Raw genomic sequence first — 22651 nt, forward strand, 5'->3', positions numbered from 1 at the left:
GCGGCACTATCCCCGAAGCGGGATGCGCTGGCTACGCCTGACCTTCGACCTGGCCGAACGCTTCGCCGCCGCCCTGGCGCTGCGCCATGTAGAGCGTCGCGAAGTCGATCGGCTCCAGCATCAGCGGCGGGAAGCCACCGTCGCGCGACGCATCGGCGATGATGCGGCGGGCGAACGGGAAGAGGATACGCGGCGCCTCGACGACGAGGAACGGCTCCAATGCCTCGTCGGGGATGTTCCGCAGGCCGAACAGGCCGCTGTACAGCAGGTCGACGACGAACGCGGTCTGGCCGTCGCCCTTCGCGACCGTCTCGATCTTCAGGTCGACCTCGAACACATCCTCGCTCTGGCGGCGCGCCTGAACGTTGACGTTGACCTCAATCTGCGGCTGCGCCTGGCTCTGGAAGGAGCGCGGCGCGTTCGGGTTCTCGAACGACAGATCCTTCACATATTGCGCGATGATGCCGACCTGCGGCGCGGTGTCGGCACCGTTGGCAACCGGAATCTCGGGGGTCTCGGGCGCGCCCGCGTCGGTCTCGTCGGCCATGATGATCGGTCCATTCGATGTCTGGAAATGCGGGGCGTCCGCTAGCAGGCGAGGCGTTTTGAAGCAAGCTTGCGCCTTGGCGCGTTAGCCGCTTGTGCCTATCTGTGGCGAAAGCGCGCGGCAGTTGTTAAGAGTCGCGGCGGACTGAAGGAAGCGAAGCGGATCATGTCGGACAGCAACTGGTGGATCGAGATCGTCTTCCTCGCCATGCTCGCGGGCTTCATTGCCCTGCGGCTGGTGAGCGTGCTCGGTCGTCGCACCGGCCATGAGAACCCGGCGCCGACCGGCTATCCGGGCGGCCCCGCCGAGGTTGCGGCGCCCGGCGCCGGCAACGGCGACGTGCGCCAGCCCGCGCTGGTCAACCTGCCCGCCGACATCGACCCGTCGCTGCGCGAGCCGCTGCAGGCGATTGCCGATGCCGACACGAGCTTCGACCCGGCGCGCTTCACCGAAGGCGCCAAGGCCGCCTATCGCATGATCCTCGAGGCATTCTGGAAGGGCGATGCCCCGGCGCTCGACGGCCTCGTTTCCGACGATGTCGCCGCCGACTTCCGCGCCGCCATCGCCGCGCGCGAGGAGCAGGGCGTGACGCTCGACAACCGCATCGTGCGCATCGAGGGCAGCCGCATCGTCGGCGCAAACGTGTCGGGCATGATGGCGGAAGTGACCGTCCGCTTCGACGCCGACCTCGTCGCCGTCACCCGTGACAAGGACGGCAATGTCGTCGCCGGATCGACCTCCGACGCGGTCCAGACCCACGATCTGTGGACGTTCAGCCGTCACATGGGGTCGGCCGATCCCAATTGGCTCTTGATCGAGACCGACGACGAGGCCTAACGCTCGGCCCAGCTTGCTGGGCGGAGGGTTGATGTATCGTTTCCTGACTTTGGCGTCGTTGGCCGTGCTCGCGGCCTGCTCGGCGCCGCGCGTCGACACGCCCGCGGTGCCGGTCCCGCCACCGGCCGTCACGCCTGCCCCGACGCCGGCGCCGCCGGCTCCGATTGAAACCGCGCTGCAGGCGGGCGTCAGCGCCGCGCCGGCGCTCGCCGGACAACTCGGCTGGGCGCAGAGCGACCCGAAGCCGGCGCTGGAAGCCTTCAAGAAGAGCTGCCGGGCGCTGATGCGTCGCACCGACGCCACCGGGCTGACCAAGTCGGGCGACTGGGACGCCGTCTGCGCGACCGCGGCCACGGCAACCGACGCCCGCGCCTTCTTCGAAACCCAGTTCACCCCGGTCAGCATCGGCGGCGGCACCGGGCTCAACACCGGCTATTTCGAGCCTGAGATTCTCGGGTCGCGCACACCGGGACCGGGCTATGCCGTGCCGGTCTACAAGCGGCCGTCGGACCTGATCGAGGTCGACCTCGGCCTGTTCACCGACAGCCTGAAGGGCCGCCGCATTCGCGGGCGGGTCGAGGGCGACGCGATGGTGCCCTATTACGACCGCGCGGCGATCGAGGACGGGGCGCTATCCGGCAAGGGGCTGGAGATCGGCTATGCGGCCGACACCTATGAACTGTTCTTCCTGCACATCCAGGGTTCGGGCCGGCTGAAGCTTCCCGACGGCTCGGTGATGCGCATCGGCTATGACGGGCAGAACGGCCGCGAATATGTCGGCATCGGCCAGCGGCTGCGCCAGATGAACGCACTCGGGCCGGGCCAGGCGTCGATGGACGGCATCATCAACTGGATGAAGGCCAATCCCGAGGGCGGGCGCACGCTGATGCGCGAGAACAAGAGCTACATCTTCTTCAAGATCCTGACCGGCGACGGCCCGCTGGGCGCGCTCAACATGGCGCTGACGCCGGAATATTCGGTCGCCGCCGACCCGAAGTTCGTGCCGCTGGGCGCACCGCTCTGGCTCGACAGCTCGATCCCCGAGCCGAAGGCGCCGACGGGCTATACGATGACGCCGTTCCGCCGGCTGATGATCGCGCAGGACACCGGCGGCGCGATCAAGGGCGCCAACCGGCTCGACCTGTTCTGGGGGCCGGGCGACCGCGCCCGCAAGGTGGCGGGTGGCCTGTCCTCGCAGGGACGCACCGTGCTGCTCCTTCCGAAGGCCGTCGCCGACCGGCTGCTCGCCGGTGCCGCCGCGACGCCTCGGCGCTGACGAGGAGGCGGCCTGGTCGCGCGTCGCCGCGACCATCCGCCCCCTCACCGGCCGGCCGCGTGTGAAAGCGCAGCCGGCGCCGCGCGTTGCCGAAATCCGTGAGACGCCACCCGAACCGCCGCGTGTGTCGCGGCAGGCGCTGGCGAAGCCGGTCGACGCCTCGACGCTCGACGGCGGCTGGGACCGGCGGCTGCGCGGCGGCAAGCTCGCCCCCGACCGCAGCATCGACCTCCACGGCTACAGCCGCGACCAGGCTTATGCGGTGCTGAGCCGCGCCATCGAGGATGCGGCGCTGTCCGGCCATCGCGCGCTGCTGGTGGTCACCGGCAAGGGTGCGAAGGGCGACGAGGGCGGCGACCGGCCGCGCGGGGTGATCCGTGCGAACCTGCCGCACTGGCTGGAGACGCCGGCGCTCCGCCCCTATGTCGCCGCCCTTCGCCCGGCGCATCCGCGCCATGGTGGCAGCGGCGCCTTCTACATCATCCTGCGCCGCGCCCGCTGAAAGGGACCGCGCGGGCGGTTGCCGCGTTAGGTCGTCATATTCCCGAGGGAGATTTCCGATGATCCGCGCCACCTGCCTCACCGCCGCTGCACTGCTCGCCGCCGCCTGCACCCCGACCGAGGGCAGCTCCGGGCAGGCGCCTGCCGGCCAACCGGCGGGCTGGACCTGCGACGCCGCAAAGGCGCAGTTCGCCGTCGGCCAGAGCTACAGCGACAGCCTCGCCGAACAGGCACGCGAGGCGGCTGGCGCCAAGATGGTGCGCAAACTGATACCGGGTCAGGTCGTCACGATGGAGTTCAACGGCGGTCGCCTCAACCTCGACACCGACGCCGCCGGCAAGGTCAGTTCCGCGCGCTGCGGCTAAAGATCGACGTTCAGGTGCCGGAGCAGCGCCGCCCGCGCGGCGCGCGCTTCGGCCCATAGCGACGGATTGCCGAGGTCGTCGGCGCCAATGGCTTCGGGCCAGTGCGTCTCGACGATCCGGTGCAGCGCCTCCCATTTGCCCTCGTCGAGCAGGAAGCGCTGGTCGATCGCGGCGCGCGCGGCTTCATCGACCGCCACGCGCAGCCGCAGGCAGGCCGGGCCGCCGCCGTTGCGCATCGACTCCCGCACGTCGAGGAAATGCAGCGCGCGGATCGGGCCGTTGCCGGCGACCAGTTCCTGCAGCCAGCCGTGGACGCTCGCCGTCTCGCGCGCTTCCTCGGGCAGCACCAGCGCCATGCCGCCCTGCGGCAGGGTCACCAGCTGCGAGTTGAACAGGTAGGAGGCGATGGCGTCCTGCAGGCTGACGACGCTCGCCGGCACCTCGATGATCGTCGCCTGCGGCAGGTGCCGGGCAATGAACTCGAACAGCGCTGCCTTGTCCTCAAACGCCTGCTCATGCGCGAACAGCACATTCTCGTTGGCGACGGCGACAACGTCGTTGTGGAAGGCGCCGGCCTGGATGGCGGCATCGCTCTGGCGGGCGAAGAAGCTGCGGTCGGGATCGAGGCCGTTCAGCCGCGCCACCGCCTGACTTGCACGGATATTCTGCCGGGCCGGAAAGCCGCCGCGCTGGTCCTCGCCGTAGACGAAAATCTCGATGCCCGGCGCGCCGTGATGCGCGGCCATGCGCATGTAGTTGGCGGCGCCCTCGTCGCCGAGACGCGGCGGAACGGCGGCGTGGATAGCGAAATGGCGGTCGTCGCCGAAGATCAGCCGCAGGCTGCGCTCGGTCGATTCCGCCTCCAAGGTCCGGTGAAGCATCGACGACAGGTTGGCGACGGTCAGGTGGCAGCGGCCATCGCGGGTATCGGGCGCGGGCGAGACGGTCGCCGCGTTCGCCGTCCACATCGCCGAGGCGGACGACGCATTGCGCAGCAGCACCGGATCGGCCGCCCACACCGCCGCCAGCACCGCCTCGTCGCCACCCGCGAATCCCAGCTTGCGCAACCAGCCAGCGCTGGGCCGGTCATGCGGCGGCAGGAAGCCCTGGCGGAGCCCGAGGTCCATCAGCGCGCGCATCTTGCCGAGTCCCTGCAATGCCGCCGCGCGCGGGCGGGAAACGCCGCCGGCGTTCTTGTGGCTGGCGACATTGCCGAGGCTCAGGCCGCCATAATTATGCGTGGGGCCGATCAGCCCGTCAAAGTTGATCTCGACGAAGGTCATGCGGCCGATCCTCCTTTGTTCGTCATCCCGGCGAAAGCCGGGATCCAGACCGGCGGTTCGACTGGATACCGGCTTTCGCCGGTATGACGGATTGGGAGGATCATGCCGGGTCCGATCGTAGCCCCGTCGCGATGCTTCCCGCCGGCGCGTCGGCTTCAAGGCTCGCCACCGGCCAGGCGCAATAGTCGGCGGCGTAATAGGCGCTGGGGCGGTGGTTGCCGGAGAGACCGATGCCGCCGAACGGCGCATTGGAGGCAGCGCCGTTGGTCGGGCGGTTCCAGTTGACGACGCCGGCGCGGCTCGCCGCCCACAAACGGTCGTAGAGCGCCTGATCGCCGCCGATCAGCCCGGCGGACAGGCCGAAACGCGTGTCATTGGCTTCGGCCAGCGCCGCCTCGAAATCGGGGACGCGGATCACCTGCAGCACCGGGCCGAACAGCTCGCTGTCGGGCCGCTCCAGCGAGGTGGTGGCGTCGATCAGCGCGGGGGTGAGGAACGGCTTGCCCTCGACCAGCCGCTTCAGCGGCCGGATGGCGTGACCGCCGCTTGCGACCAGCTTGTCGACGCCGGCGATGAGGCGGTCGGCCGCGGCATTGTCGATCACCGGGCCCATGAACGGCTGCGGATCGTCGAACGGGGCGCCGACGATCAGTCGGTCGATCAGCTCGACGACATGCGCGATCATCTCGACCGCCTTGCTGTCCTGCAGGATCAGCCGCCGCGCGCAGGTGCAGCGCTGACCCGCCGACAGATAGCCCGACTGGACGATCAGTGCCGCCGTCGCCGCGAGATCGGCCTCCGCCACGTCCCAGACGATCAGCGGATTGTTGCCGCCCATCTCCAGCGCGAGGATCTTGTGCGGCGTGTCGGCGAACTGGCGGTGGAGCGCGGCGCCGGTGGTGGCGCTGCCGGTGAACAGCAACCCGTCGATGCCGTCATGGCCGGCCAGCGCGCGACCAGTATCGCCGGCGCCCTGAACGACATTGAGCAGCCCCTCCGGCAAGCCCGCCGCGCGCCAGCAATCGGCCATGAAGGCGGCGACCGCCGGGGTGAGTTCGGAGGGCTTCAGCACGATGGCGTTGCCGGCGAGCAGCGCAGGTACGATGTGGCCGTTGGGCAGGTGTGCGGGGAAATTATACGGCCCGAGGACCGAGAGGACGCCGTGCGGCTTGTGGCGCAGCACCTGCCGGATGCCGGCGACCTCTCCGCTCCGCTCCCCTGTGCGCTCGGCATGCGCGGTGATCGAGATGTCGACCTTGGCGACGACGCTCGCCACCTCGGTCTTGGTTTCCCACAGCGGCTTGCCGGTCTCGCGCGCGATCAGCGCCGCGAAATCGTCGGCGGCGCCGCGCACCACCTCCTGAAAGCGGCGCAGCACCGCGATGCGCGCGTCGAGCGGCGTCGCCGCCCAGGCCGGAAAGGCCGCCCGCGCCGCAGCGACGGCGGCATCGACCGCGGCGGCATCGGCCACCGGGCCGCGCCAGATCTCGTCGCCGGTGCAGGGGTCGAAGGAGAGAAGTTCAGGCTGGGGCATGACGCACCAAGTCTCCGATCTGAAGGCCGTGAAGCCGGGCATCGTCGGCGGGAAGGACGAGGCCGTCGGCGCACCAGTCGCTATGCCCCATCCACGCGCGGAAGTCGCCGAGCCGGCCCGTCGCCAGCAAGGCCGGCAGCAGGCCGCCGGCGCTCTCGGTCAACTCGCCGACCGCCGCCGATCGGCTGTCGCGCACCGTGCGGACATTCTCGACGCGGCTGCACATCGTCGGGCCGCCGTCGAAGATGTCGACATAGCCGTCGAACGCGAAGCCTTCCGCCTCCAGCAGCTTCTTGGCCGGGATGCCGCTTGGGTGCGGATGGCCGATCACCTCGCGCGCGCTGTCGGGCAGCATCGACACATAGATCGGGTGCTTGGGCATCAGGTCGGCGATGAACTGGTTGCCGTGGAGGCTGTTGAAATGATCGGCCTCCTGGAAGGGCATGCCGAAGAACTTGGCGCCGAGCCCGTCCCAGAAGGGCGAGCCGCCCTCCGCCGTGATGAAGCCGCGCAGCTCGGCCAGGACGCGCTCGCCGAAGCGCTCGCGATGCTGAGCCATGAACAGATAGCGCGAGCGCGCCAGCAGCCGCCCGAGGCCGGCGACCCGCAGCTCGGGGTGGAGGAACAGCCCGCCGACCTCCGACGCGCCGTCATAGTCGTTGACCAGATAGAGCGTCTGCATCGCGAAGGTGCGCTTCAGCTCGCGCGAACTCTGCGTCACCATCCCGAGCTTGTAGCTGTAGAAGGGCCATTCGACGCCGACGCGGCTGAACAGGCAGGCGGTGCCGCCGATCCGCCCGGTCTCCGCCTCTTCGAGGAACAGCATGTAGAGCTCGTTGTCCGGCGTCTCGACTGCTTTGGCGTAGGAGTCGCTCGACCAGGCCAGCCGCTTCGCCAGCGCGTCGCGGTTGGGCGGCAGGTTGGTGAATCCGCCGCCGGTCATCTTCGCGAGATCGAGCAGCGCATCGAGATCGTCCTCGCGCGCCGGGCGGACAAACCAGCTCATCGCCCACGCCCGTCGCAGACAAGTGTAACGCAATCCGCCCCGGAACGGGGAGGGGGACCGCCGCAGGCGGTGGAGGGGTGACTGGCGCAAATACCCCTCCACCCTGCTGCGCAGGGTCCCCCTCCCCGTCCCGGGGCGGATGACAGCGTGGGCGAGGCGATCATCATGACGGCAGGCGGCCCTGCGCGAGGCGCATCAGCACCAGCGCCGAGAGCTTGGCGCGCTCGACGAGGCTGTCGGCGAGCATGAATTCGTCGGCCGAATGGATGGCGCCGCCGCGCACGCCGAGCGTGTCGACGACGGGCAGGCCGTGCGCTGCGAGATTGTTGCCATCGCAGACGCCGCCGGTGTCGCGCCAGCCGATCGGCAGGCCGAGATCCGCGCCGGCTTCCTTCACCAGCTCGAACAAGCGAAGCTGGTTGGGGTCCATCGGCTTCGGTAGCCGCGCGAAGCTGCCGTGCAGCTCGATCGACACCTCGTGAAGCGACTTCACGCCGTGCAGCGCCGCGGCGAGCGCCTCGTCGAACGCGCGCTGGTCGGCGAGCGTCGCGGGGCGGACGTTGAAGCGCAGCACCGCGAGGTCGGGAACGATGTTGTTGGGCCCGCCGCCCTCGATCTTCGCGGGGTTCACCGACAGGCCGTCGCGGGCAAGCACCGCCAGCCGCATCGCGAGATCGGACGCGGCGACGATGGCGTTGCGCCCCTTCTCGGGCTCGCGCCCGGCATGGGCTGCGCGGCCGTGGATCACCGCCGAGAAATTACCGCTGCCCTTGCGCGCGCCGGCCAGCGTGCCGTCAGGCAACGCCGGCTCATAGGTCAGCCCGACCTCGCAGCGCTGCGCAGCTTCCGAGAGCAGCGCGCCGCTGCCCAGCGACGACACCTCCTCGTCGCTGTTGATCACCACTTCCCAGCCGAGGTGCTTCGCGAAGGGCGACGCCTCGAAGGCTTCAAGCGCGGTCAGCATCACCACGATGCCGCCCTTCATGTCGGCGGCGCCCGGCGCGTTGAGCGTGCGCTCGTCGATCCAGCGGCCGGCCTGGAACGGGTGATCGACGGCGAACACCGTATCCATGTGGCCGGTAAGCAGCACGCGCGTCATGGCGTTGCCGTGGCGCTGGACGTGAAGGTTGCGGCCATGCGCGAGCGGCTGCGGCTTGCCCGCGGCGTCGACCGCTTCAACCAGCGTCGGCTCGCGCAACGCCACCTCGCCGAGGGGCGCGAAAGCGGCCGACAGCTCGTCGGCCATGCGCGCGAGGCCGTCCATGTTGCGGCTGCCCGAGTTGATCGCCGCCCACGCCTCGACGCGCGCCAGCATGGCGTCGTGGCGCGCATCGAGCGTTTCGAGCACGGCAGCTTCCGACGGTGACAATCCCGGCATGGAGCTCTTCTAGCAGCCGATCCCTAGCGCGTCAGCCGTCGTCCGGGCGCGATCTCGTCGGGGTCGGTCTTGAGATGGATGACCGCTGGGGTGCCCGCCGCACGCGCCGCCGCGAAGGCCTCGGCGAAATCCTCGGTGCGCTCGACGGTGGCGCCGAACGCGCCGAAGCTCCGGCCGAACGCCGCGAAGTCGGGGTTGGTCAGCGCGGTGCCCGACTGGCGGCCGGGGAAGTCGCGCGCCTGATGCATGCGGATGGTACCGTACTGCGCATTGTCGACGACGAGGATGATGACGTTGGCGCCGTAGCGCGCCGCCGTCGCCAGCTCCTGCGCCGACATCAGGAAGTCGCCGTCGCCGGCCACCGTGATGACCTCGCGCGCCGGGTACATGATCTTGGCGGCGATGCCGGCGGGCACGCCATAGCCCATCGCGCCCGAGGTCGGCGCGAGCTGGGTGCCGAAACGGCGGTGCTGGTGGAAACGGTGCAGCCAGCTCGCGAAATTGCCGGCGCCGTTGGTGAAGATCGCGTCCTGCCCGACGACCGAGCCGACATGCGCGATCACCTCGGCCATGTTGACGCCGGCCTGGACGGTGGTCGGGGTGACCCACGCCTCATAGTCGGCACGCGCTTCCTCGGCCCAGTCGGCCCAGCGCTCGCCGTCGATCATGAAGCCGAGTTCGGCGAAGGCCGCCGCCGCCAGCCTCACCGACGACTGGATGGCGAGCACCGGCTGCGCGACGGTGCCGAGCGTATCGCCGTCGACATGGATATGGACGAGCTTCTGCGCCGGGGTCGGCGTCGCCGGCAGCGTGTAGCCCTGGCTCGCCACTTCGCCCAACCGCGTGCCGAGCGCGATGATCAGGTCGGCCGACTTCACGCGCTCGACGAGCTTGGGGTTGGAGCCGAGGCCGAGCTCGCCGGCATATTTGGGATGCGCGTTGTCGAAGCGGTCCTTGCGACGCCAGCTGGTGACGACGGGGATGCGCGCGTCCTCGGCGAAATGCGCGATGTTGGCGACTGATTCCTCCGACCAGCCGGGGCCGCCGATCCACAGGATCGGGCGCTCGGCATCCGCGAGCAGATTCGCCAGCTTGGCGATGCTCGACGCGTCGGGTGACGGCTCGGCGGGAACGATCGGCGCGGTGAGCGCGGGCGGCGCTTCGTCGGCGAGCAGGTCTTCGGGCAGCACGATCACCACCGGGCCGGGGCGACCCGAGACGGCGGTGGCATAGGCGCTGGCCACCAGCTCGGCGGCGCGGTCAGCGCGGTCGATGACGACAACGCGCTTCGCGACCGAGCCGAACATCAGCCGGTAGTCGATTTCCTGAAACGCCTCCCGCTGCAGCATGTCGGTGCCGACCTGCCCGACGAACAGCAGCATCGGCGTCGAATCCTGCCGCGCGGTATGCACGCCGATCGCGGCATGGGTGGCGCCGGGGCCGCGCGTCACCAGCGCGACGCCAGCCTTGCCGGTCAGCTTGCCGTACGCTTCCGCCATATTGGCGCCGCCCGCCTCGTGCCGGCAGGTGACGAGCTGCAGCTTGTCCTGCACGTCGAAAAGCGCGTCGAGGACGCCGAGATAGCTTTCGCCCGGCACCGCGAAGGCATGGGTGATCCCTTGCGCGACGAGCGTGTCGACGATGGTTTTGGAGACGGAGTTCATGCGTCGCTTCGTGGCAGCGGCGCGGTTTCGGGTCAACTCAGGCCGGTTTTGGCCGTCATCGCCGCGCCCATGCGCCGAATTGCGGCGATTTTCGCGTGAAACAGCGCCCAATCATCGCGTTCGGCGATGGCGGCCCAGATCGATTCGATTTCATCGATGAGCAGCGCGCAAGGATCGGCGTCCGCCCAATACGGGTGCGACAGGTCGGCCGCGGGTTCGTAGCTGGCGATGCGATCGACGAAGATCGCGAAGGCGGGCAGCGCGTAAGTGGCCTCGGCGGGGCTCTCGCCGCGCCGCCGGCCGCCGCGCCAGTCGAAATAGAAACGGTCGAGCGGCAGCCCGCTGGCCTCCAGCGCCGATTCCATCGCCTGCATCACTGCGAGATCGCTCGCCTCGTCCTTCGACACCACGCCGAGCCGCTTCAGTACCGCGGCGCGCAACTCCGCCTCAAACCGGGCAGGATAGTCGCGGAACGCCGGCACCAAGCAGTCGGTCTCCGCCACGGTGCGTAGCGCCAGCGCCAGTTGGTGGACGTTCCAGTGCAGCGCCTCCGCCTGCCGCCCGAAGGCGTAGAGGCCGGAGTGGTCGAAATAGGCGGCGGTGAAGCTGGGGTCGTAGCGCGGCGCGAAGCGATAGGGGCCGTAGTCGAAGCTTTCGCCGGTGATGTTGATATTGTCGGTGTTGAGCACGCCGTGGACGAAGCCCGCCGCCATGAAGCCGGCGGCGAGCCGCGCCGCCCCCGTCACCGCATGCTCCATCAGCGCGGCATAACGGTCGGGGGCTTCCGCGCCGCCCGGCACATAGTGGCGCAGCACATAGTCGGTGAGCCGCTCGATGCCCTCATTGTCCTTCAGATAGGCGAGCCGCTGGAAGCTGCCGTAGCGGATATGGCTGTGCGAAAGCCGCACCAGCACCGCCGATCGCGTCGGCGACGGCTCGTCGCCGCGGGTCAGCGCCTCGCCGGTCTCAATGAGCGAGAAGCTCTTCGAGGTATCGACGCCGAGCGCTTCCAGCATCTCGGTCGCCAGCACCTCGCGCATCCCGCCCTTCAGGGTCAGCCGCCCGTCGCCGAAGCGGCTCCACGGGGTCTGCCCCGAGCCCTTGGTGCCGAGGTCGAGCAACCGGCCGCGATCGTCGTGCAGCTGCGCGAACAGGAAGCCGCGGCCGTCGCCGAGATCGGGATTGTAGGTGCGGAACTGGTGGCCGTGATAGCGCAGCGCCAACGGCGTCTCGAGGCTGCGCGGCAGCGGTTCGAACCGACCAAAATGCGCCAGCCAGTCGTCATCCGACAGCGCCGCGAGGCCGACGGTCGCCGCGTGCCGGTCGTTGCGGAAGCGCAGGATATGCTGCGGAAACGACGCCGCCGCGACGGGATCGTAGAAGTCGCTGCCCAGTTCATGGACGGCGCGCGATGGGCGGTAGGCTGGATCGTTCACGCCGGCCTCAATAGCCTCGGCGACCGGCGCTTCCTAGTTACGGTAGCCGCAGGCGGCGCTGACGAAGCGGATGGTCTCGTCGGCGACGGCGCCGCGCTCCGCCGGATCGGCACCCGGCCCGAAGGCGCGGTCGAGCGCGTCGCTGACCGCCGCATAGACCAGCGAGGCGGCGACCGGAATGTTGACGTCTTCCCGGCCGGCGCGGGCCAGCTGCGCGCGCATATGCGCCTCGCTCCAGGCGACGACGACATCGCGCGACGCGCGGTAGAAGGGCTCGGCTTCTGGATCGTGGAAATGGCTTCCCGGTGCAGCCTTGCCGATGCGGTCCTCGCCGCCGCGGCTGATCGCTTCCCACTGCTTGTGCTCGTTGCAATAGTCGAAGCAGCGACGGATCGTCGTCTCGATGGTCAGCACGTCGAGGCTGTCGCCCTGCTCCATCGCCATGATCATGTTCTGGCCGTACTGGCGGCCGAGCTCCATGAGCAGGTTCTTCTTCGACCCGAAGTGATAGAAGATCGAGCCTTCCGAGACGTCAGCTTCGCGGGCGATGTCGGCGGTGCCGGTGCTGACGAAGCCCTTGGTCGAAAACAGCATGTTCGCCGCCTCGAGCACGCGCTGGCGCGTTTCGGCGGGATCATAGCGTCGCGACCGCGTTTCGGCGGCTTTGGTGGCCATTCGATCTTCCCCTCGGGCCGCGAAAACGCCGCGACAGGTCCTGAAACGACAAGGGTATCTCGTTTTTCTGAGTCAGAGTCAAAAGCTTTGCCCGTCACGCGTCGCAGTGGACATGACGCTGCGATGCGATAGCTTGTGCGCCGCAACATGAACACCGCACCCTTCACCGATGGCTATTTCTGGTCCCGCGACGGCCTGCGGCTGCATTACCGCGACTATGGCGGGCGCGACGACCGGCCGCCGATCCTGTGCCTGCCCGGCTTGACCCGCAACGCGCGCGACTTCGAAGGCCTGGCGGCGCGGCTGGCCGGCGACTGGCGGGTGATTTGCCTGTCGCTGCGCGGGCGCGGCGAGTCGGCCTATGCCAAGGATGCGCTGACCTACGTCCCGCTCACCTACCTCCACGACGTCGAGGTGCTGGTCGAGGAGTTGAAACTCACTCGGCTGGTGGCGATCGGCACCTCGCTCGGCGGGCTCATCACCATGCTGATCGGCGCGACGCACCCGGGGCTTCTCGCCGGCGCTGTGCTCAACGACGTCGGGCCGGAGATCGCGCCCGACGGGCTGGCGCGGATCAAAGCCTATGTCGGCAAGGGCGGCAATTGGCCGACCTGGATGCATGCGGCGCGCGACATCGCCACGACCAACGCCGCCGTTTACCCCGGCTATGCGATCGCCGACTGGCTGCGCATGGCGAAGCAGCTATGCCGCATCACCAACGCCGGCCGCATCGTCTGGGACTATGACGCGCGCATCGCCGAGCCCTTCCGCCTGCCCGGCGGCGAGACCGGCGTTGATCTGTGGCCGGCGCTCGACGGCCTTGCCGGCGTGCCGACGCTGTCGCTGCGCGGCGAACTGTCCGACGTGTTTGTCGCGGCGACGCAGGCGGAGATGGCAAGGCGGGTGCCGACGCTGACGCCGGTGGTCATCCCGCGCGTCGGCCATGCGCCGTCGCTCGACGAGCCGGAAGCCGTCGCGGCGATCGAAAGCTTCCTGCACGGTCTAGCCGCCTAACCTGCCTTCGAAATGCTGGCCTAGATATTCGAGCGTCGCGATGCGGCGGTAGAGCCCGCTGTCCTCGACATTCCCGACCTCGAAGAAACGCCGCATGTGCGGGAAGTGCAGGTCGAGCACGCGCCCCAGGAAGATCGGCGTCAGCAGCCCGCCATGTTCGTCGACCAGCGGCCCAAGGCGGCGGCGCAGCGCATAGGAATGGCGTCGCGCCCAGGTCGGCCGCATTCGGGTGCTCCATTCCTCCATCCGGTGCGCCCGCGTCGGCGGCTGGTCGAAGCTGTGGCCGTAGGCGGACTCATGGCTCGCCAGCGTCGGATCGAGATGGGTGAGCAGCGCCGCCTCGAACAGGCCGAGATCCTTCAGCGCCATCGGCAGCCGCAGCGCCTCCTCGATCACCGAGCGGTCGAAGAAGGGCATGAAATAACCACCCTGCCGGGCAACGAGGCTGATTTCGCGCCCGAAGAAGGCGCGGCAGCGCAGCCGTGGATACAGCTGTTCGATCAGGGTGCGCGGCAGCGCGCCGTGGCTGTCGGCGGGAAGGCCGAGCGCCTGCAGCGACTTCGCCTCGATCGCATCGAGGAAGCGCGCCGAATCGAAGGCGTCGCTGGTGTCGGTGGTGGTGAAGCGCGAGAAAAAGGCGGCGGCGACCTGCCGGGCGCGCAGGCGGCGGTTGGGCAGGTAGAAGAAGTTGCGGAACACCTCGCCGCAGCCGCCCGACACCGCGAGCTGCCCGTCGACCTGCCGCGCATGGCGGGCATAGGCATTGCCGCCATTGTCGAACAGGCCGCCGTCGGTGACCAGCGCGTCGGTCTCGTGGAAATTGCGCTCGACCTGCTCGGCATAGCCCTCCGGGTCGATCTGCCGCCACGCCGCCTTCTGGAACAGCTCGACCTCGAAGCCTTCGGCGGCGCCGATCGCACGCGCGATCTCGACATCCTCCATGCCCGGCCGGCCATAGACGTATACGTGCGGCGTCACCCCACGGTCGCGCAGCAACGCCAGCGCCAGCCGCGAGTCGAGCCCGCCCGATAGCGGGCACTGCATGCGGTTGCCCCATTCGGCGACGAAGGGGTCAGCGACACGGCGCAGCCGGTCTGCGACCTCGACCACGCGCTCGGCGAGCGGCGCATCGCTCGGCTGCGTCGGCAGCGGCTTGTCGACAGCGTGCCGGGTGACCTCGGCGCCGAGCTCCACCTGCACGTCGGGACCGAGGCGGCGCACCTCGTCGAACACGGTGTCGTCGCCGACGGGAAAGACGTTGAAGGCGAATTCATAGACGCCCTGTCGCGTCCAGCTGAGGTGCGACAGGCTTCCCGCCGTGGCGAGGAAGGAGGTCGACACCACCTCGAACCGCCGGTCGTGGAAGAGCTGGAAGGCGCCGAAGAAATCGGTGAGCAGCGCAGTGCGGCCGCCCTTGTGGACAAGCAGCGCGAAATGGCCGCCGACGCGCGACCAGTCGGTGAACGGCAGCGTGAAGGCATCGAGCAGCGCCGCCAGCGCCGGCTCGCCCATCTTGCCGTCGAATACGAAGGTGCCGGCAGCCGCGGCGAAATCCGCCCCGCGCGCCAGGAAAGTCGCCGGGCCGCCATGGATATAGGCGGCGTGGAAGCCGATATGCGTGGGCGTTGCGAACGCGGTGGGTTCCGGGAATCCGTGGCGAACGAACTGCTCCCGCGCGCCGGCCAGCCGCTCGGGCGCACGCTCGTCGTTACGGCACAGGAAGAAACCCGCCATCGGCGACGGTCCTAGCGAAGCAATATCGCCACCGCCAGCGCCTTCGCGGCAACGTCCGGCGTTGCTATAGCAACCACAGATGAAGCGCCCGCGCCTGCTGCACCTCCATTCGACCTTCAACCTCGGCGGCAAGGAAGCGCGCGCCGTCGCGCTGATGAACGCCTGGAGCGACGCCTATTCGCACGACATCGTGTCGGCGGCACCGGGCGAGACGGCGGCGGCAGCGCTGATCGACCACGCGGTCGACTGGCGCATCCGTGGCGATTTCCCCTCGCTCGAAGGCAAGCCCGGTCCCGGCCGCTGGCGCCGGATTGCGGCGGCGCTGGCCGGCTATGACCTGATCCTCACCTATAATTGGGGGTCGATGGACGCGGTCGGCGCCAACCGCGTCTTCGCTCACCGGCCGATGGTCCATCATGAGGACGGCTTCAACGAGGACGAGACCGTCCGCCAGAAGCCCAAGCGGGTGATGTTCCGCCGGCTGTTCCTGCCCGGCGTCGCGAGGCTCGTCGTGCCGTCGCGCAACCTCGAACGCATTGCCCGCGACATCTGGCGGCAGCCGCCCGAGCGCATCGCCTATGTGCCGAACGGCGTCGACCTGTCGCTGTTCGACACCCCGCCCGCCGCCGACGCCATCCCCGGCCTCATCCGCCGCCCCGGCGAGGTGATCGTCGGCACACTCGCCGGCCTGCGCCCGGTCAAGAACCTGCCGCGGCTGGTCCGCGCCTTCGCCGCCGCCACGCGGGCGACACCGCAGCAGCCGTCGCGGCTGGTGATCATCGGGCGCGGCCCCGACGAGGCGGCGATCCGCGCGACGGCTGAAGCGGAAGGCATCACCGACCGGCTGGTGATGCCCGGCTTCCTCGCGCATCCGCACCGCTATGTCGGGCTGTTCGATATCTTCGCGCTATCGTCGGACAGCGAGCAGTTCCCGATCAGCCTCGTCGAGGCGATGGCCGCAAACCTGCCCGCCGCCTCAACTGCGGTCGGCGATGTGGCCGAGATCGTTGCCGCGCCCAACCGGCCCTTCCTCGCGCCGCCGGGTGACGAGCCGGCGCTGGGCATGGCGCTGGCGCGACTGATCGGCGACGCCAACCTGCGCGCTTCGGTCGGCGCGGCCAACCGCGCCAAGGTCGCCGCCGACTATGATTTTGCCGGCACCGCCGCCCGCTATCGCGCCATCTACGAAGCGGCGATGCGGCGATGAGCAAGCGGTTGCTGCAGGCAACCTTGCTGCTGCTCAGCCTGTCGCCGCTCGGCTTCGGAACGATGGGGATGTTGCGCGGCGCTGCGTGGCTGGGTGGCGGCAATGCCGACCTCGACAGCCATTTTCGCTATCTGTCGGGCATCTTCTTCGGCTTGGGGCTGGCGCTGCTGAGCTGCATTCCGCGCATCGAGCTGATGACGGTGCGCTTCCGCTGGGTGGCGGCGCTGGTGGTGATCGGCGGGCTGGCCCGCCTCGGCGGCGTGCTCGCCGGAAGCGAACCAGGCCGAGGCCATCTGCTGGGCCTCGGCCTGGAAATCGTCGTGACGCCGTTGCTGGTCGTCTGGCAGGCGCGACTAGCGCGCCGTGCGGCGGCGTGACGGCCGCGCCGCGGCGGCATCCTGCGCCGCTTTCTTGTCGAGGTGGCGCTTGACGGCATAGCCGCCCGCCGCTGCCGCGATCAGGCCCACCGGGCCCATGCGGCGCAGCACCGTCGGGATCGCGGCGCCGATCAGCGCGCCGCGCGTGCCGCCGGCGACGGTGCCGACGTTGCGCGCGATCGAGCGGCCGGCGAGAGCGCTGAGAATACGTCCGATCATTTACCTAACTCCATCAAAGTATTTACCGTTGAGCGCGCGGAACGTCCGTCGGTTCCCGTCACGCCTTCTTCTGCGCGACGATCCATTCGTCGATGTGGCTTTCGAGAACATCGAGCGGCACCGAACCCTGCTCCAGAACGGCATCGTGGAAGCGGCGCAGGTCGAACTTCTCGCCGAGCGCGGTTTCCGCCTTGGTGCGCAGCCGCCGGATGGTCAGCTCACCCAGCTTGTAGGCGAGCGCCTGCCCCGGCCAGGTGATATAGCGGTTGACCTCCGCCTCGATGTTGCCGCGGCTCAAGGCCGTGTTGTCGAGCATGAACTGGATCGCCTGTTCGCGGGTCCAGCCCTTTGAATGGATGCCGGTGTCGACGACGAGACGGCAGGCGCGCCACATCTCGTAGGACAGCCGGCCCATTTCCTTGGCCGGCGTATCGTAGAGGCCCATGTCGTAGCCGAGGCCCTCGGTGTAGAGCGCCCATCCCTCGACGAAAGCCGTGCTCGAGAAGCCGAAGCGGCGGAACATCGGCAGGTCGAGTTCCTGCGCGAGGCTGATCTGGTGATGATGCCCCGGCACCGCTTCGTGGATGGTCAGCGAGGGCAGCTCGTAGAAGGGCCGCTGGTCGAGCTTCGAGGTGTTGACCCAATAGACGCCGGGCGTCGCGCTCGCGAGCTTGCCGCTGCCATAATAGGCGGTGGTCGTCCCTTCCGCGATCTCCGCCGGAATCTCGCGCACCGTGTAGGGCAGGCGCGGCAGGTTGACGAACAGCTTGGGCATCCAGCCGTCGATCAGCTTCGCCAGATAGGCCGCCTCGCGCATCAGCTCCGCCGGCGTCTTCGGATAATAGCGCGGGTCGGTGCGCAGGTGCTCGACATAGCTCTTGCGGTCGGCATAGCCCGCCTTCTTCGCCACCGCCTCCATCTCGGCGGTGATGCGCGCGACCTCCGACAGGCCGAGCTTGTGGATCGCGTCGGGCGCCAGATCGGTGGTCGTCTCGGCGCGAACGCGGAAGGCATAATAGTCGGCGCCGCCCGGCGTCGAGCCGATACCCGCGACGTTCCGGCACTTCGGTGCATATTCCTTGGTGTAGAAGTCGAGCGTCTGGGCGAAGGCCGGGTTCACGCTCTTTGCGATCAGGTCGCGGGCGCGCTTGTCGAGCGCGGCCCAATCCGCCGCCGAGATCGTCGATGGCTTGCGCTTGAACGGCAGATACAGGCGCGAGGCGGTCACGTCGTCGACCACCACCCCGCCGATGGTCTTCTCGAAACCTTTGAGTGGCTCGCACGGCTGCGCATAGCCATCCTTCAGGCCGCGCCGCGTCACCTCGATCTGTGCGTCGTTATAGGCCGGATAGGCGGCGAGACGCGCGAGGTAGCTTTCGTAGTCCGCCTTGGTCTGGAACGGCAGATCCTCGCCCAGCCCGGCGAAATTCTGAAACCAGCTCGAGTAAGTGGTAAAGGTGACGGCGCGCTGGCCGAACTTGTTGCCCTCGACCTGCTCGGCAAGCTGGCGGCGCAGGATCGCCGCGTTGGTGCGGTCGATCGGCGTCAGCGCTTTGGTGTCGATCTCGTCGAGCCGGTCGATCAGCGCCTGCGCCTCGGCCGCACGGCGATCCTCGGCGGCAAGCGACGGGTCGCCGAGTTCGCGGTCATAGGTGCGGATGCCCAGCATCGTCGCATAGACCGGCGAGTTCTTCATGCTCCACGCCCAATGGTCGTCGAGCAGCGTCTTCAGTTGGTCGGCGGGCGCGGCAACGGAGGTGGTGGACGACAGCAGCGCGGCAACGGCGGCCGACAGCAACAGGCGCATGGGCATTTTCCCCTTCGGATCGCGGCGCCGCTCGCATCGGGCGCCTTATCGTGGGAGACTTCGCGCACGGTTGATCGTTACGCAAGCGTCGCCATCATGGACGGGCCGGGCAGTTGGGGCGCGGCGCCACCCGGGAGTCTGAATGCCGAACCGCCTGTCGAGGATCGCCATCGTCGGCGCCGGCTTTTCCGGTTCGCTGTTCGCCATCAATCTCGTGCGCCATGACGGGCCCGACGCGCTGCTGATCGAGCGCGGCGCCGCCTTCGGCCGCGGCGTCGCCTATTCGACCGGCAACGCCGATCACCTGCTCAACGTCCGCGCCGCCAATATGAGCGCGCTGCCCGACGCACCGGCGCATTTCGCCGATTGGCTGGCGGGGCGCGATCGCGACGCCTGTCCGACCGCCTTCGTGCCGCGCGCCACCTACGGCGCTTACCTCGGCGATTTGCTCGCCGAGACGGCGGGCGATGCCGGCACCCGCTTGGTGCGCCGGCGAGGCGAGGTGGTGGCGATCGAGCCCGACAGCTACGGCGTCACCGTGGTGCTTGCCGACGGCTTGCGCGAGCGCGCCGACGCGGCCGTGCTGGCGACGGGCAATTTGCCGCCGCATGCGCCGCCGGGGATCGACGCCGAGGTGCTGGGCGAGCGCTATTTCGGCGACCCGTGGGACCCGCAGGCGACGCGCGGGTTGGACGATCGCGACACAGTGCTGCTGCTCGGCACCGGGCTCACCATGGTCGACGTGGCGCTGGCGCTCGACGGCGCGGGTTTTCGCGGCCGGCTGGTGGCGCTGTCGCGGCGCGGGCTGCTGCCGCGCGCCCACGCCGAATCGAAGCCGGGCAAGCTCAGCGAGCATCCGCCAGCCACGACCACCGCGCTGTTGCGTGCGGTGCGCAGCCGTGCCGAAGCCATCGGCTGGCGCGGCGCCGTCGATGAGTTGCGGCCATTCACGCAGGAACTGTGGCGGCGCGCACCCGAGGCGGATCGCGCGCGCTTCCTCCGGCATCTGCGCCCTTGGTGGGACGTGCATCGTCACCGCCTCGCACCCGAAGTGGCGGCGCGGGTCGAGGCGCTGGTGGCGTCGGGGCGGCTGGAAATCCACGCCGGCAAGCCGGTGGCGAGCGAGGCCGGCGCGGTGCGCTGGCGGCCGCGCGGCAGCGAGCCCGTCGAGCGCATCGAGGTCTCCCGCGTCATCAACTGCACCGGCCCGGCCGGCGAGGCGGCGCGCGCCGCCGATCCGCTGTTGCGGCAGTTGCTTGCCGATGGTCTCGCTCGGCCCGATGCGTTCAATCTCGGCCTCGATGTCGATGCCGATTCGCGACTGGTCGGCGCCGACGGCACGCCGCAGCGCCGGCTCTATGCGCTCGGCCCGGTGACGCGCGGCGCGCATTGGGAGATCACTGCCGTTCCCGACATCCGCGCGCAGGTCTGGCATCTCGCGCGGCGCGTCTCCAACGCGCATTGGGTGGGCGGCGAAGGACTCTGAGGGGAGGACATCAATGACGATCCAGGTTCATCATCTGAACAATTCGCGGTCGCAGCGGGTGCTGTGGCTGCTCGAGGAGCTGGAGCTGCCCTATGAGGTGCTTCGCTATCAGCGCAACGCGAAGACGATGCTGGCGCCGCCCGAGCTGAAGCGCATCCATCCGCTGGGGAAGTCGCCAGTGATCACCGACGGCGAGGAGACGATCGCCGAGACCGGGCTGATCATCGATTACATCGTCGCGAAGCATGGCGACGGGCGGTTGGCGCCGGCGCGCGATAGCGCCGCCTGGTGGCGCTACGCCTACTGGCTTCACTATGCGGAAGGGTCGATGATGACGCCGTTGCTGCTGAAGCTGGTGCTCGGCAAGCTCGGTATCCTCGGCTGGCCGGCGCGCAAGTTCGTCGATGCGCAGCTGAAGCTGCACCTCGACTATCTCGAAACGCAGCTCACCGACCGCGAATGGTTCGCCGGCAGCGACTTCAGCGCCGCCGATATCATGATGAGCTTCCCGCTGGAGGCCGCCGCGCAGCGCGCCGGCCTCGACCAGAGCCGGCCGCACCTCTGGCGCTTCCTGCAGCGCATCCACGCGCGACCCGCCTACAAGCGCGCCCTCGAAAAGGGCGGCCCATACGACTTCGCCTGAGACTCAGCTCGAACGCCGGCCGCGCGGGCGCGCGTGGCCGGTGGTCATCGGATCGGGCTTGGGCGGCGGCCGCCAGCCCGGCGGCGGCGTGACTTGCTGCTGGCTGGTGCCCAGCCCCATGCGGCCGGGCTCCTGGCGGGAGAGACCGCTGGTGTCGGCGGCGGCCGCATCCTCTGCCGACGCACCGCCGCGCAGCAGGTTGAGCTGATCGCGCAGGCGCTTCGCTTCCTCGAAATCGAGCGCCGCGGCGGCGGCCTCCATGCGATCACGAAGCTGGTCCAGTTCATTGTTCATGAAACCGCCAACGCACGGACGCGGGTTCGGCACCAACCGCCTGTCATTCATCGCAAAAGTCTCGACTTCGCCGGCGAAGAACATAAATAGAACTCATGGCCAAGCTCGATACCCGTGAGAAGCTGGCGATTCTCGCCGATGCCGCGAAATATGATGCGTCCTGCGCCTCGTCTGGGACGACCAAACGCGATTCGGCGGGGGGCAAGGGGGGCATCGGGTCGACCGAGGGCATGGGCATCTGCCATGCCTATGCCCCGGATGGCCGCTGCATCTCGCTGCTGAAGATCCTGCTGACCAACAGCTGCATCTTCGATTGCGCCTATTGCATCAACCGCAAGTCGTCGAACGTGCGCCGCGCGCGGTTCACCGTCGATGAAGTGGTGCAGCTCACCCTCGCCTTTTATCGGCGCAATTACATCGAGGGCCTGTTCCTCTCCTCAGGCATCATCGGCTCGTCCAACTATACGATGGAGCAGATCGTCCACGTGGCGAAGGAATTGCGCGAGACGCACCAGTTCCGAGGCTATATCCACCTGAAGACCATCCCCGATGCCGATCCCGCGCTGATCGAGGCGGCGGGCCTCTACGCCGACCGGCTGTCGATCAACGTCGAGCTGCCGACCGAAAGCGGCCTTGCCGCTTACGCGCCCGAGAAGGATGCCGCGCGCATTCGCGGCAGCATGGGGCAACTCCGCCGCCACATCGACGACACCGCCGACGCCAAGAAGCGCTACCGCTCCGCGCCGACCTTTGCCCCCGCCGGCCAGTCGACGCAGATGATCGTCGGTGCCGACGATGCGCGCGATAGCGACATCGTCGGCGCCGCCAGCCAGCTCTACGACCGCTACCGCCTGCGCCGCGTCTATTATTCGGCGTTCAGCCCGATCCCCGACGCCTCGTCGAGCCTGCCGCCGTCGCGCCCGCCGCTGATGCGCGAGCATCGGCTGTATCAGGCCGACTGGCTGATGCGCTTCTACGGCTTCGCGCCGAAGGAGGTGCAGGCCGCCACCGACGACGGCTGGCTGCCGCTCGACGTCGATCCCAAGACCGCCTGGGCGCTGAAGCACCGCGATATCTTCCCGATCGACGTCAATTTCGCGCCGCGCGAGATGCTGCTGCGCGTGCCGGGGCTCGGGGTGAAGGCGGTCAACCGCATCGTCGCGGCGCGCCGCTGGCGGCGGCTGCGGCTGGAGGATGTTGGGCGGCTGACCGTGTCGGTCGATCGCATCCGCCCGTTCCTGATTGCCGACGGCTGGCGACCGACCCTCGTCGGCGACAAGCTCGACCTGCGGCCGACGCTGCGCGCGCCGGTGAAGCAGCTCGACCTGTTCGCGGCCTGAGCCGGAGCCGCGACGCCCGCCCCGCGTT

The 22651-nt window shown here is 69.1% G+C and carries 22 protein-coding genes; 10 read left to right on the plus strand and 12 right to left on the minus strand.

The genetic code is table 11. From position 1 onward, the window contains the following. Window positions 1-31: 31 nt before the first annotated feature. Window positions 32-547, minus strand: coding sequence for a protein-export chaperone SecB (gene secB / locus ACFOMD_RS07270; protein WP_380859082.1), 516 nt, complete (start codon window positions 545-547; stop codon window positions 32-34). Between the two features lie 165 nt (window positions 548-712). Here secB and ACFOMD_RS07275 point away from each other — a divergent pair, with 165 nt between their 5' ends. From ACFOMD_RS07275 to ACFOMD_RS07290, 4 genes are read left to right on the plus strand one after another with little or no spacing between them, the layout of a single operon-like run. Continuing rightward, window positions 713-1384 carry a Tim44/TimA family putative adaptor protein gene (locus tag ACFOMD_RS07275; protein WP_380859085.1) on the plus strand — a complete coding sequence of 224 codons (672 nt, stop codon included), beginning with the start codon at window positions 713-715 and terminating at the stop codon, window positions 1382-1384. A gap of 31 nt (window positions 1385-1415) precedes the next feature. Next, window positions 1416-2660: a murein transglycosylase A gene (gene mltA / locus ACFOMD_RS07280; protein ID WP_380859088.1), complete on the plus strand. Its 1245-nt coding sequence runs from the start codon at window positions 1416-1418 to the stop codon at window positions 2658-2660. Then, on the plus strand, window positions 2635-3162 hold the full coding sequence (locus ACFOMD_RS07285) for a Smr/MutS family protein (RefSeq protein ID WP_380859091.1): 528 nt from the start codon (window positions 2635-2637) through the stop codon (window positions 3160-3162). The genes mltA and ACFOMD_RS07285 overlap by 26 nt, the downstream gene beginning before the upstream one ends. Window positions 3163-3220: 58 nt before the next feature. Then, window positions 3221-3526 (plus strand): I78 family peptidase inhibitor, encoded by a 306-nt coding sequence (locus ACFOMD_RS07290; protein WP_380859094.1) that lies wholly within the window; start codon window positions 3221-3223, stop codon window positions 3524-3526. Here ACFOMD_RS07290 and ACFOMD_RS07295 read toward each other — a convergent pair. The 7 genes from ACFOMD_RS07295 to ACFOMD_RS07325 form a co-directional block, all read right to left on the minus strand. Next, window positions 3523-4809, minus strand: coding sequence for an N-succinylarginine dihydrolase (locus ACFOMD_RS07295; protein ID WP_380859097.1), 1287 nt, complete (start codon window positions 4807-4809; stop codon window positions 3523-3525). The genes ACFOMD_RS07290 and ACFOMD_RS07295 overlap by 4 nt on opposite strands. Before the next feature lie 100 nt (window positions 4810-4909). Further along, entirely contained in the window at window positions 4910-6343 is a 1434-nt protein-coding gene (gene astD / locus ACFOMD_RS07300) for a succinylglutamate-semialdehyde dehydrogenase (protein WP_380859100.1), read from the minus strand. After that, window positions 6330-7349, minus strand: a complete 1020-nt coding sequence (locus tag ACFOMD_RS07305; protein WP_380859103.1) for an arginine N-succinyltransferase — start codon at window positions 7347-7349, stop codon at window positions 6330-6332. Before ACFOMD_RS07305 ends, astD begins: the two co-directional genes overlap by 14 nt. A gap of 163 nt (window positions 7350-7512) precedes the next feature. Next, window positions 7513-8727, minus strand: coding sequence for a hydrolase (locus ACFOMD_RS07310; protein ID WP_380859106.1), 1215 nt, complete (start codon window positions 8725-8727; stop codon window positions 7513-7515). A gap of 23 nt (window positions 8728-8750) precedes the next feature. Beyond that, window positions 8751-10391 (minus strand): thiamine pyrophosphate-dependent enzyme, encoded by a 1641-nt coding sequence (locus ACFOMD_RS07315; protein ID WP_380859109.1) that lies wholly within the window; start codon window positions 10389-10391, stop codon window positions 8751-8753. A 32-nt stretch (window positions 10392-10423) separates the two neighbouring features. After that, window positions 10424-11827 carry a protein adenylyltransferase SelO gene (locus ACFOMD_RS07320; protein WP_380859112.1) on the minus strand — a complete coding sequence of 468 codons (1404 nt, stop codon included), beginning with the start codon at window positions 11825-11827 and terminating at the stop codon, window positions 10424-10426. Window positions 11828-11860: 33 nt separating this feature from the next. Further along, window positions 11861-12502 carry a TetR/AcrR family transcriptional regulator gene (locus tag ACFOMD_RS07325; protein ID WP_380859114.1) on the minus strand — a complete coding sequence of 214 codons (642 nt, stop codon included), beginning with the start codon at window positions 12500-12502 and terminating at the stop codon, window positions 11861-11863. A 147-nt stretch (window positions 12503-12649) separates the two neighbouring features. Here ACFOMD_RS07325 and ACFOMD_RS07330 point away from each other — a divergent pair, with 147 nt between their 5' ends. Next, complete coding sequence (locus ACFOMD_RS07330) at window positions 12650-13516, plus strand: alpha/beta fold hydrolase (RefSeq protein ID WP_380859117.1); 867 nt, start codon at window positions 12650-12652, stop codon at window positions 13514-13516. On the opposite strand, the gene ACFOMD_RS07335 is transcribed toward ACFOMD_RS07330, so the two are convergent. Continuing rightward, complete coding sequence (locus tag ACFOMD_RS07335) at window positions 13505-15250, minus strand: hypothetical protein (RefSeq protein WP_380859120.1); 1746 nt, start codon at window positions 15248-15250, stop codon at window positions 13505-13507. The genes ACFOMD_RS07330 and ACFOMD_RS07335 overlap by 12 nt on opposite strands. Before the next feature lie 79 nt (window positions 15251-15329). Here ACFOMD_RS07335 and ACFOMD_RS07340 point away from each other — a divergent pair, with 79 nt between their 5' ends. Together ACFOMD_RS07340 and ACFOMD_RS07345 are read left to right on the plus strand one after the other, a co-directional pair. Continuing rightward, entirely contained in the window at window positions 15330-16457 is a 1128-nt protein-coding gene (locus ACFOMD_RS07340) for a glycosyltransferase family 4 protein (RefSeq protein ID WP_380859123.1), read from the plus strand. Then, window positions 16454-16834 carry a DUF4345 domain-containing protein gene (locus tag ACFOMD_RS07345; protein ID WP_380859126.1) on the plus strand — a complete coding sequence of 127 codons (381 nt, stop codon included), beginning with the start codon at window positions 16454-16456 and terminating at the stop codon, window positions 16832-16834. The genes ACFOMD_RS07340 and ACFOMD_RS07345 overlap by 4 nt, the downstream gene beginning before the upstream one ends. Here ACFOMD_RS07345 and ACFOMD_RS07350 read toward each other — a convergent pair. Together ACFOMD_RS07350 and ACFOMD_RS07355 are read right to left on the minus strand one after the other, a co-directional pair. Beyond that, window positions 16811-17053 carry a hypothetical protein gene (locus ACFOMD_RS07350; protein ID WP_380859129.1) on the minus strand — a complete coding sequence of 81 codons (243 nt, stop codon included), beginning with the start codon at window positions 17051-17053 and terminating at the stop codon, window positions 16811-16813. The genes ACFOMD_RS07345 and ACFOMD_RS07350 overlap by 24 nt on opposite strands. A gap of 58 nt (window positions 17054-17111) precedes the next feature. Beyond that, the gene (locus ACFOMD_RS07355) at window positions 17112-18860 is read right to left on the minus strand and encodes a DUF885 domain-containing protein (protein ID WP_380859132.1); all 1749 of its coding nucleotides are present in this window, start codon (window positions 18858-18860) and stop codon (window positions 17112-17114) included. 142 nt (window positions 18861-19002) lie between these two features. On the opposite strand from ACFOMD_RS07355, the gene ACFOMD_RS07360 reads away from it, so the two are divergent. Together ACFOMD_RS07360 and ACFOMD_RS07365 are read left to right on the plus strand one after the other, a co-directional pair. Further along, window positions 19003-20346, plus strand: a complete 1344-nt coding sequence (locus ACFOMD_RS07360) for an FAD/NAD(P)-binding protein (RefSeq protein WP_380859135.1) — start codon at window positions 19003-19005, stop codon at window positions 20344-20346. A 13-nt stretch (window positions 20347-20359) separates the two neighbouring features. Continuing rightward, window positions 20360-20989 carry a glutathione S-transferase family protein gene (locus ACFOMD_RS07365; RefSeq protein WP_380859138.1) on the plus strand — a complete coding sequence of 210 codons (630 nt, stop codon included), beginning with the start codon at window positions 20360-20362 and terminating at the stop codon, window positions 20987-20989. Window positions 20990-20992: 3 nt separating this feature from the next. Here the strand turns inward: ACFOMD_RS07365 and ACFOMD_RS07370 are convergent, their stop codons facing one another. Beyond that, entirely contained in the window at window positions 20993-21283 is a 291-nt protein-coding gene (locus tag ACFOMD_RS07370; protein ID WP_380859141.1) for a UvrB/UvrC motif-containing protein, read from the minus strand. Between the two features lie 95 nt (window positions 21284-21378). Between ACFOMD_RS07370 and ACFOMD_RS07375 the strand changes: the two genes are divergently transcribed. Further along, the gene (locus tag ACFOMD_RS07375; RefSeq protein ID WP_380859144.1) at window positions 21379-22623 is read left to right on the plus strand and encodes a putative DNA modification/repair radical SAM protein; all 1245 of its coding nucleotides are present in this window, start codon (window positions 21379-21381) and stop codon (window positions 22621-22623) included. Window positions 22624-22651 lie beyond the last annotated feature (28 nt).

Origin of the sequence: Sphingoaurantiacus capsulatus (assembly GCF_042648405.1) — a bacterium.
Classification (GTDB): Bacteria; Pseudomonadota; Alphaproteobacteria; order Sphingomonadales; family Sphingomonadaceae; genus Sphingoaurantiacus; species Sphingoaurantiacus capsulatus.

Bases quoted from the DNA above. Each gene is read 5' to 3' on its own strand.
- ACFOMD_RS07305 (WP_380859103.1), bottom strand. From the start codon at position 7,349: ATGAGCTGGTTTGTCCGCCCGGCGCGCGAGGACGATCTCGATGCGCTG.
- mltA (WP_380859088.1), top strand. From the start codon at position 1,416: ATGTATCGTTTCCTGACTTTGGCGTCGTTGGCCGTGCTCGCGGCCTGC.
- ACFOMD_RS07275 (WP_380859085.1), top strand. From the start codon at position 713: ATGTCGGACAGCAACTGGTGGATCGAGATCGTCTTCCTCGCCATGCTC.
- ACFOMD_RS07360 (WP_380859135.1), top strand. From the start codon at position 19,003: ATGCCGAACCGCCTGTCGAGGATCGCCATCGTCGGCGCCGGCTTTTCC.
- ACFOMD_RS07290 (WP_380859094.1), top strand. From the start codon at position 3,221: ATGATCCGCGCCACCTGCCTCACCGCCGCTGCACTGCTCGCCGCCGCC.
- ACFOMD_RS07375 (WP_380859144.1), top strand. From the start codon at position 21,379: ATGGCCAAGCTCGATACCCGTGAGAAGCTGGCGATTCTCGCCGATGCC.
- ACFOMD_RS07355 (WP_380859132.1), bottom strand. From the start codon at position 18,860: ATGCGCCTGTTGCTGTCGGCCGCCGTTGCCGCGCTGCTGTCGTCCACC.
- ACFOMD_RS07330 (WP_380859117.1), top strand. From the start codon at position 12,650: ATGAACACCGCACCCTTCACCGATGGCTATTTCTGGTCCCGCGACGGC.
- ACFOMD_RS07350 (WP_380859129.1), bottom strand. From the start codon at position 17,053: ATGATCGGACGTATTCTCAGCGCTCTCGCCGGCCGCTCGATCGCGCGC.
- secB (WP_380859082.1), bottom strand. From the start codon at position 547: ATGGCCGACGAGACCGACGCGGGCGCGCCCGAGACCCCCGAGATTCCG.
- ACFOMD_RS07365 (WP_380859138.1), top strand. From the start codon at position 20,360: ATGACGATCCAGGTTCATCATCTGAACAATTCGCGGTCGCAGCGGGTG.
- ACFOMD_RS07310 (WP_380859106.1), bottom strand. From the start codon at position 8,727: ATGCCGGGATTGTCACCGTCGGAAGCTGCCGTGCTCGAAACGCTCGAT.
- ACFOMD_RS07345 (WP_380859126.1), top strand. From the start codon at position 16,454: ATGAGCAAGCGGTTGCTGCAGGCAACCTTGCTGCTGCTCAGCCTGTCG.
- ACFOMD_RS07295 (WP_380859097.1), bottom strand. From the start codon at position 4,809: ATGACCTTCGTCGAGATCAACTTTGACGGGCTGATCGGCCCCACGCAT.
- ACFOMD_RS07370 (WP_380859141.1), bottom strand. From the start codon at position 21,283: ATGAACAATGAACTGGACCAGCTTCGTGATCGCATGGAGGCCGCCGCC.
- ACFOMD_RS07315 (WP_380859109.1), bottom strand. From the start codon at position 10,391: ATGAACTCCGTCTCCAAAACCATCGTCGACACGCTCGTCGCGCAAGGG.
- ACFOMD_RS07325 (WP_380859114.1), bottom strand. From the start codon at position 12,502: ATGGCCACCAAAGCCGCCGAAACGCGGTCGCGACGCTATGATCCCGCC.
- astD (WP_380859100.1), bottom strand. From the start codon at position 6,343: ATGCCCCAGCCTGAACTTCTCTCCTTCGACCCCTGCACCGGCGACGAG.
- ACFOMD_RS07335 (WP_380859120.1), bottom strand. From the start codon at position 15,250: ATGGCGGGTTTCTTCCTGTGCCGTAACGACGAGCGTGCGCCCGAGCGG.
- ACFOMD_RS07340 (WP_380859123.1), top strand. From the start codon at position 15,330: ATGAAGCGCCCGCGCCTGCTGCACCTCCATTCGACCTTCAACCTCGGC.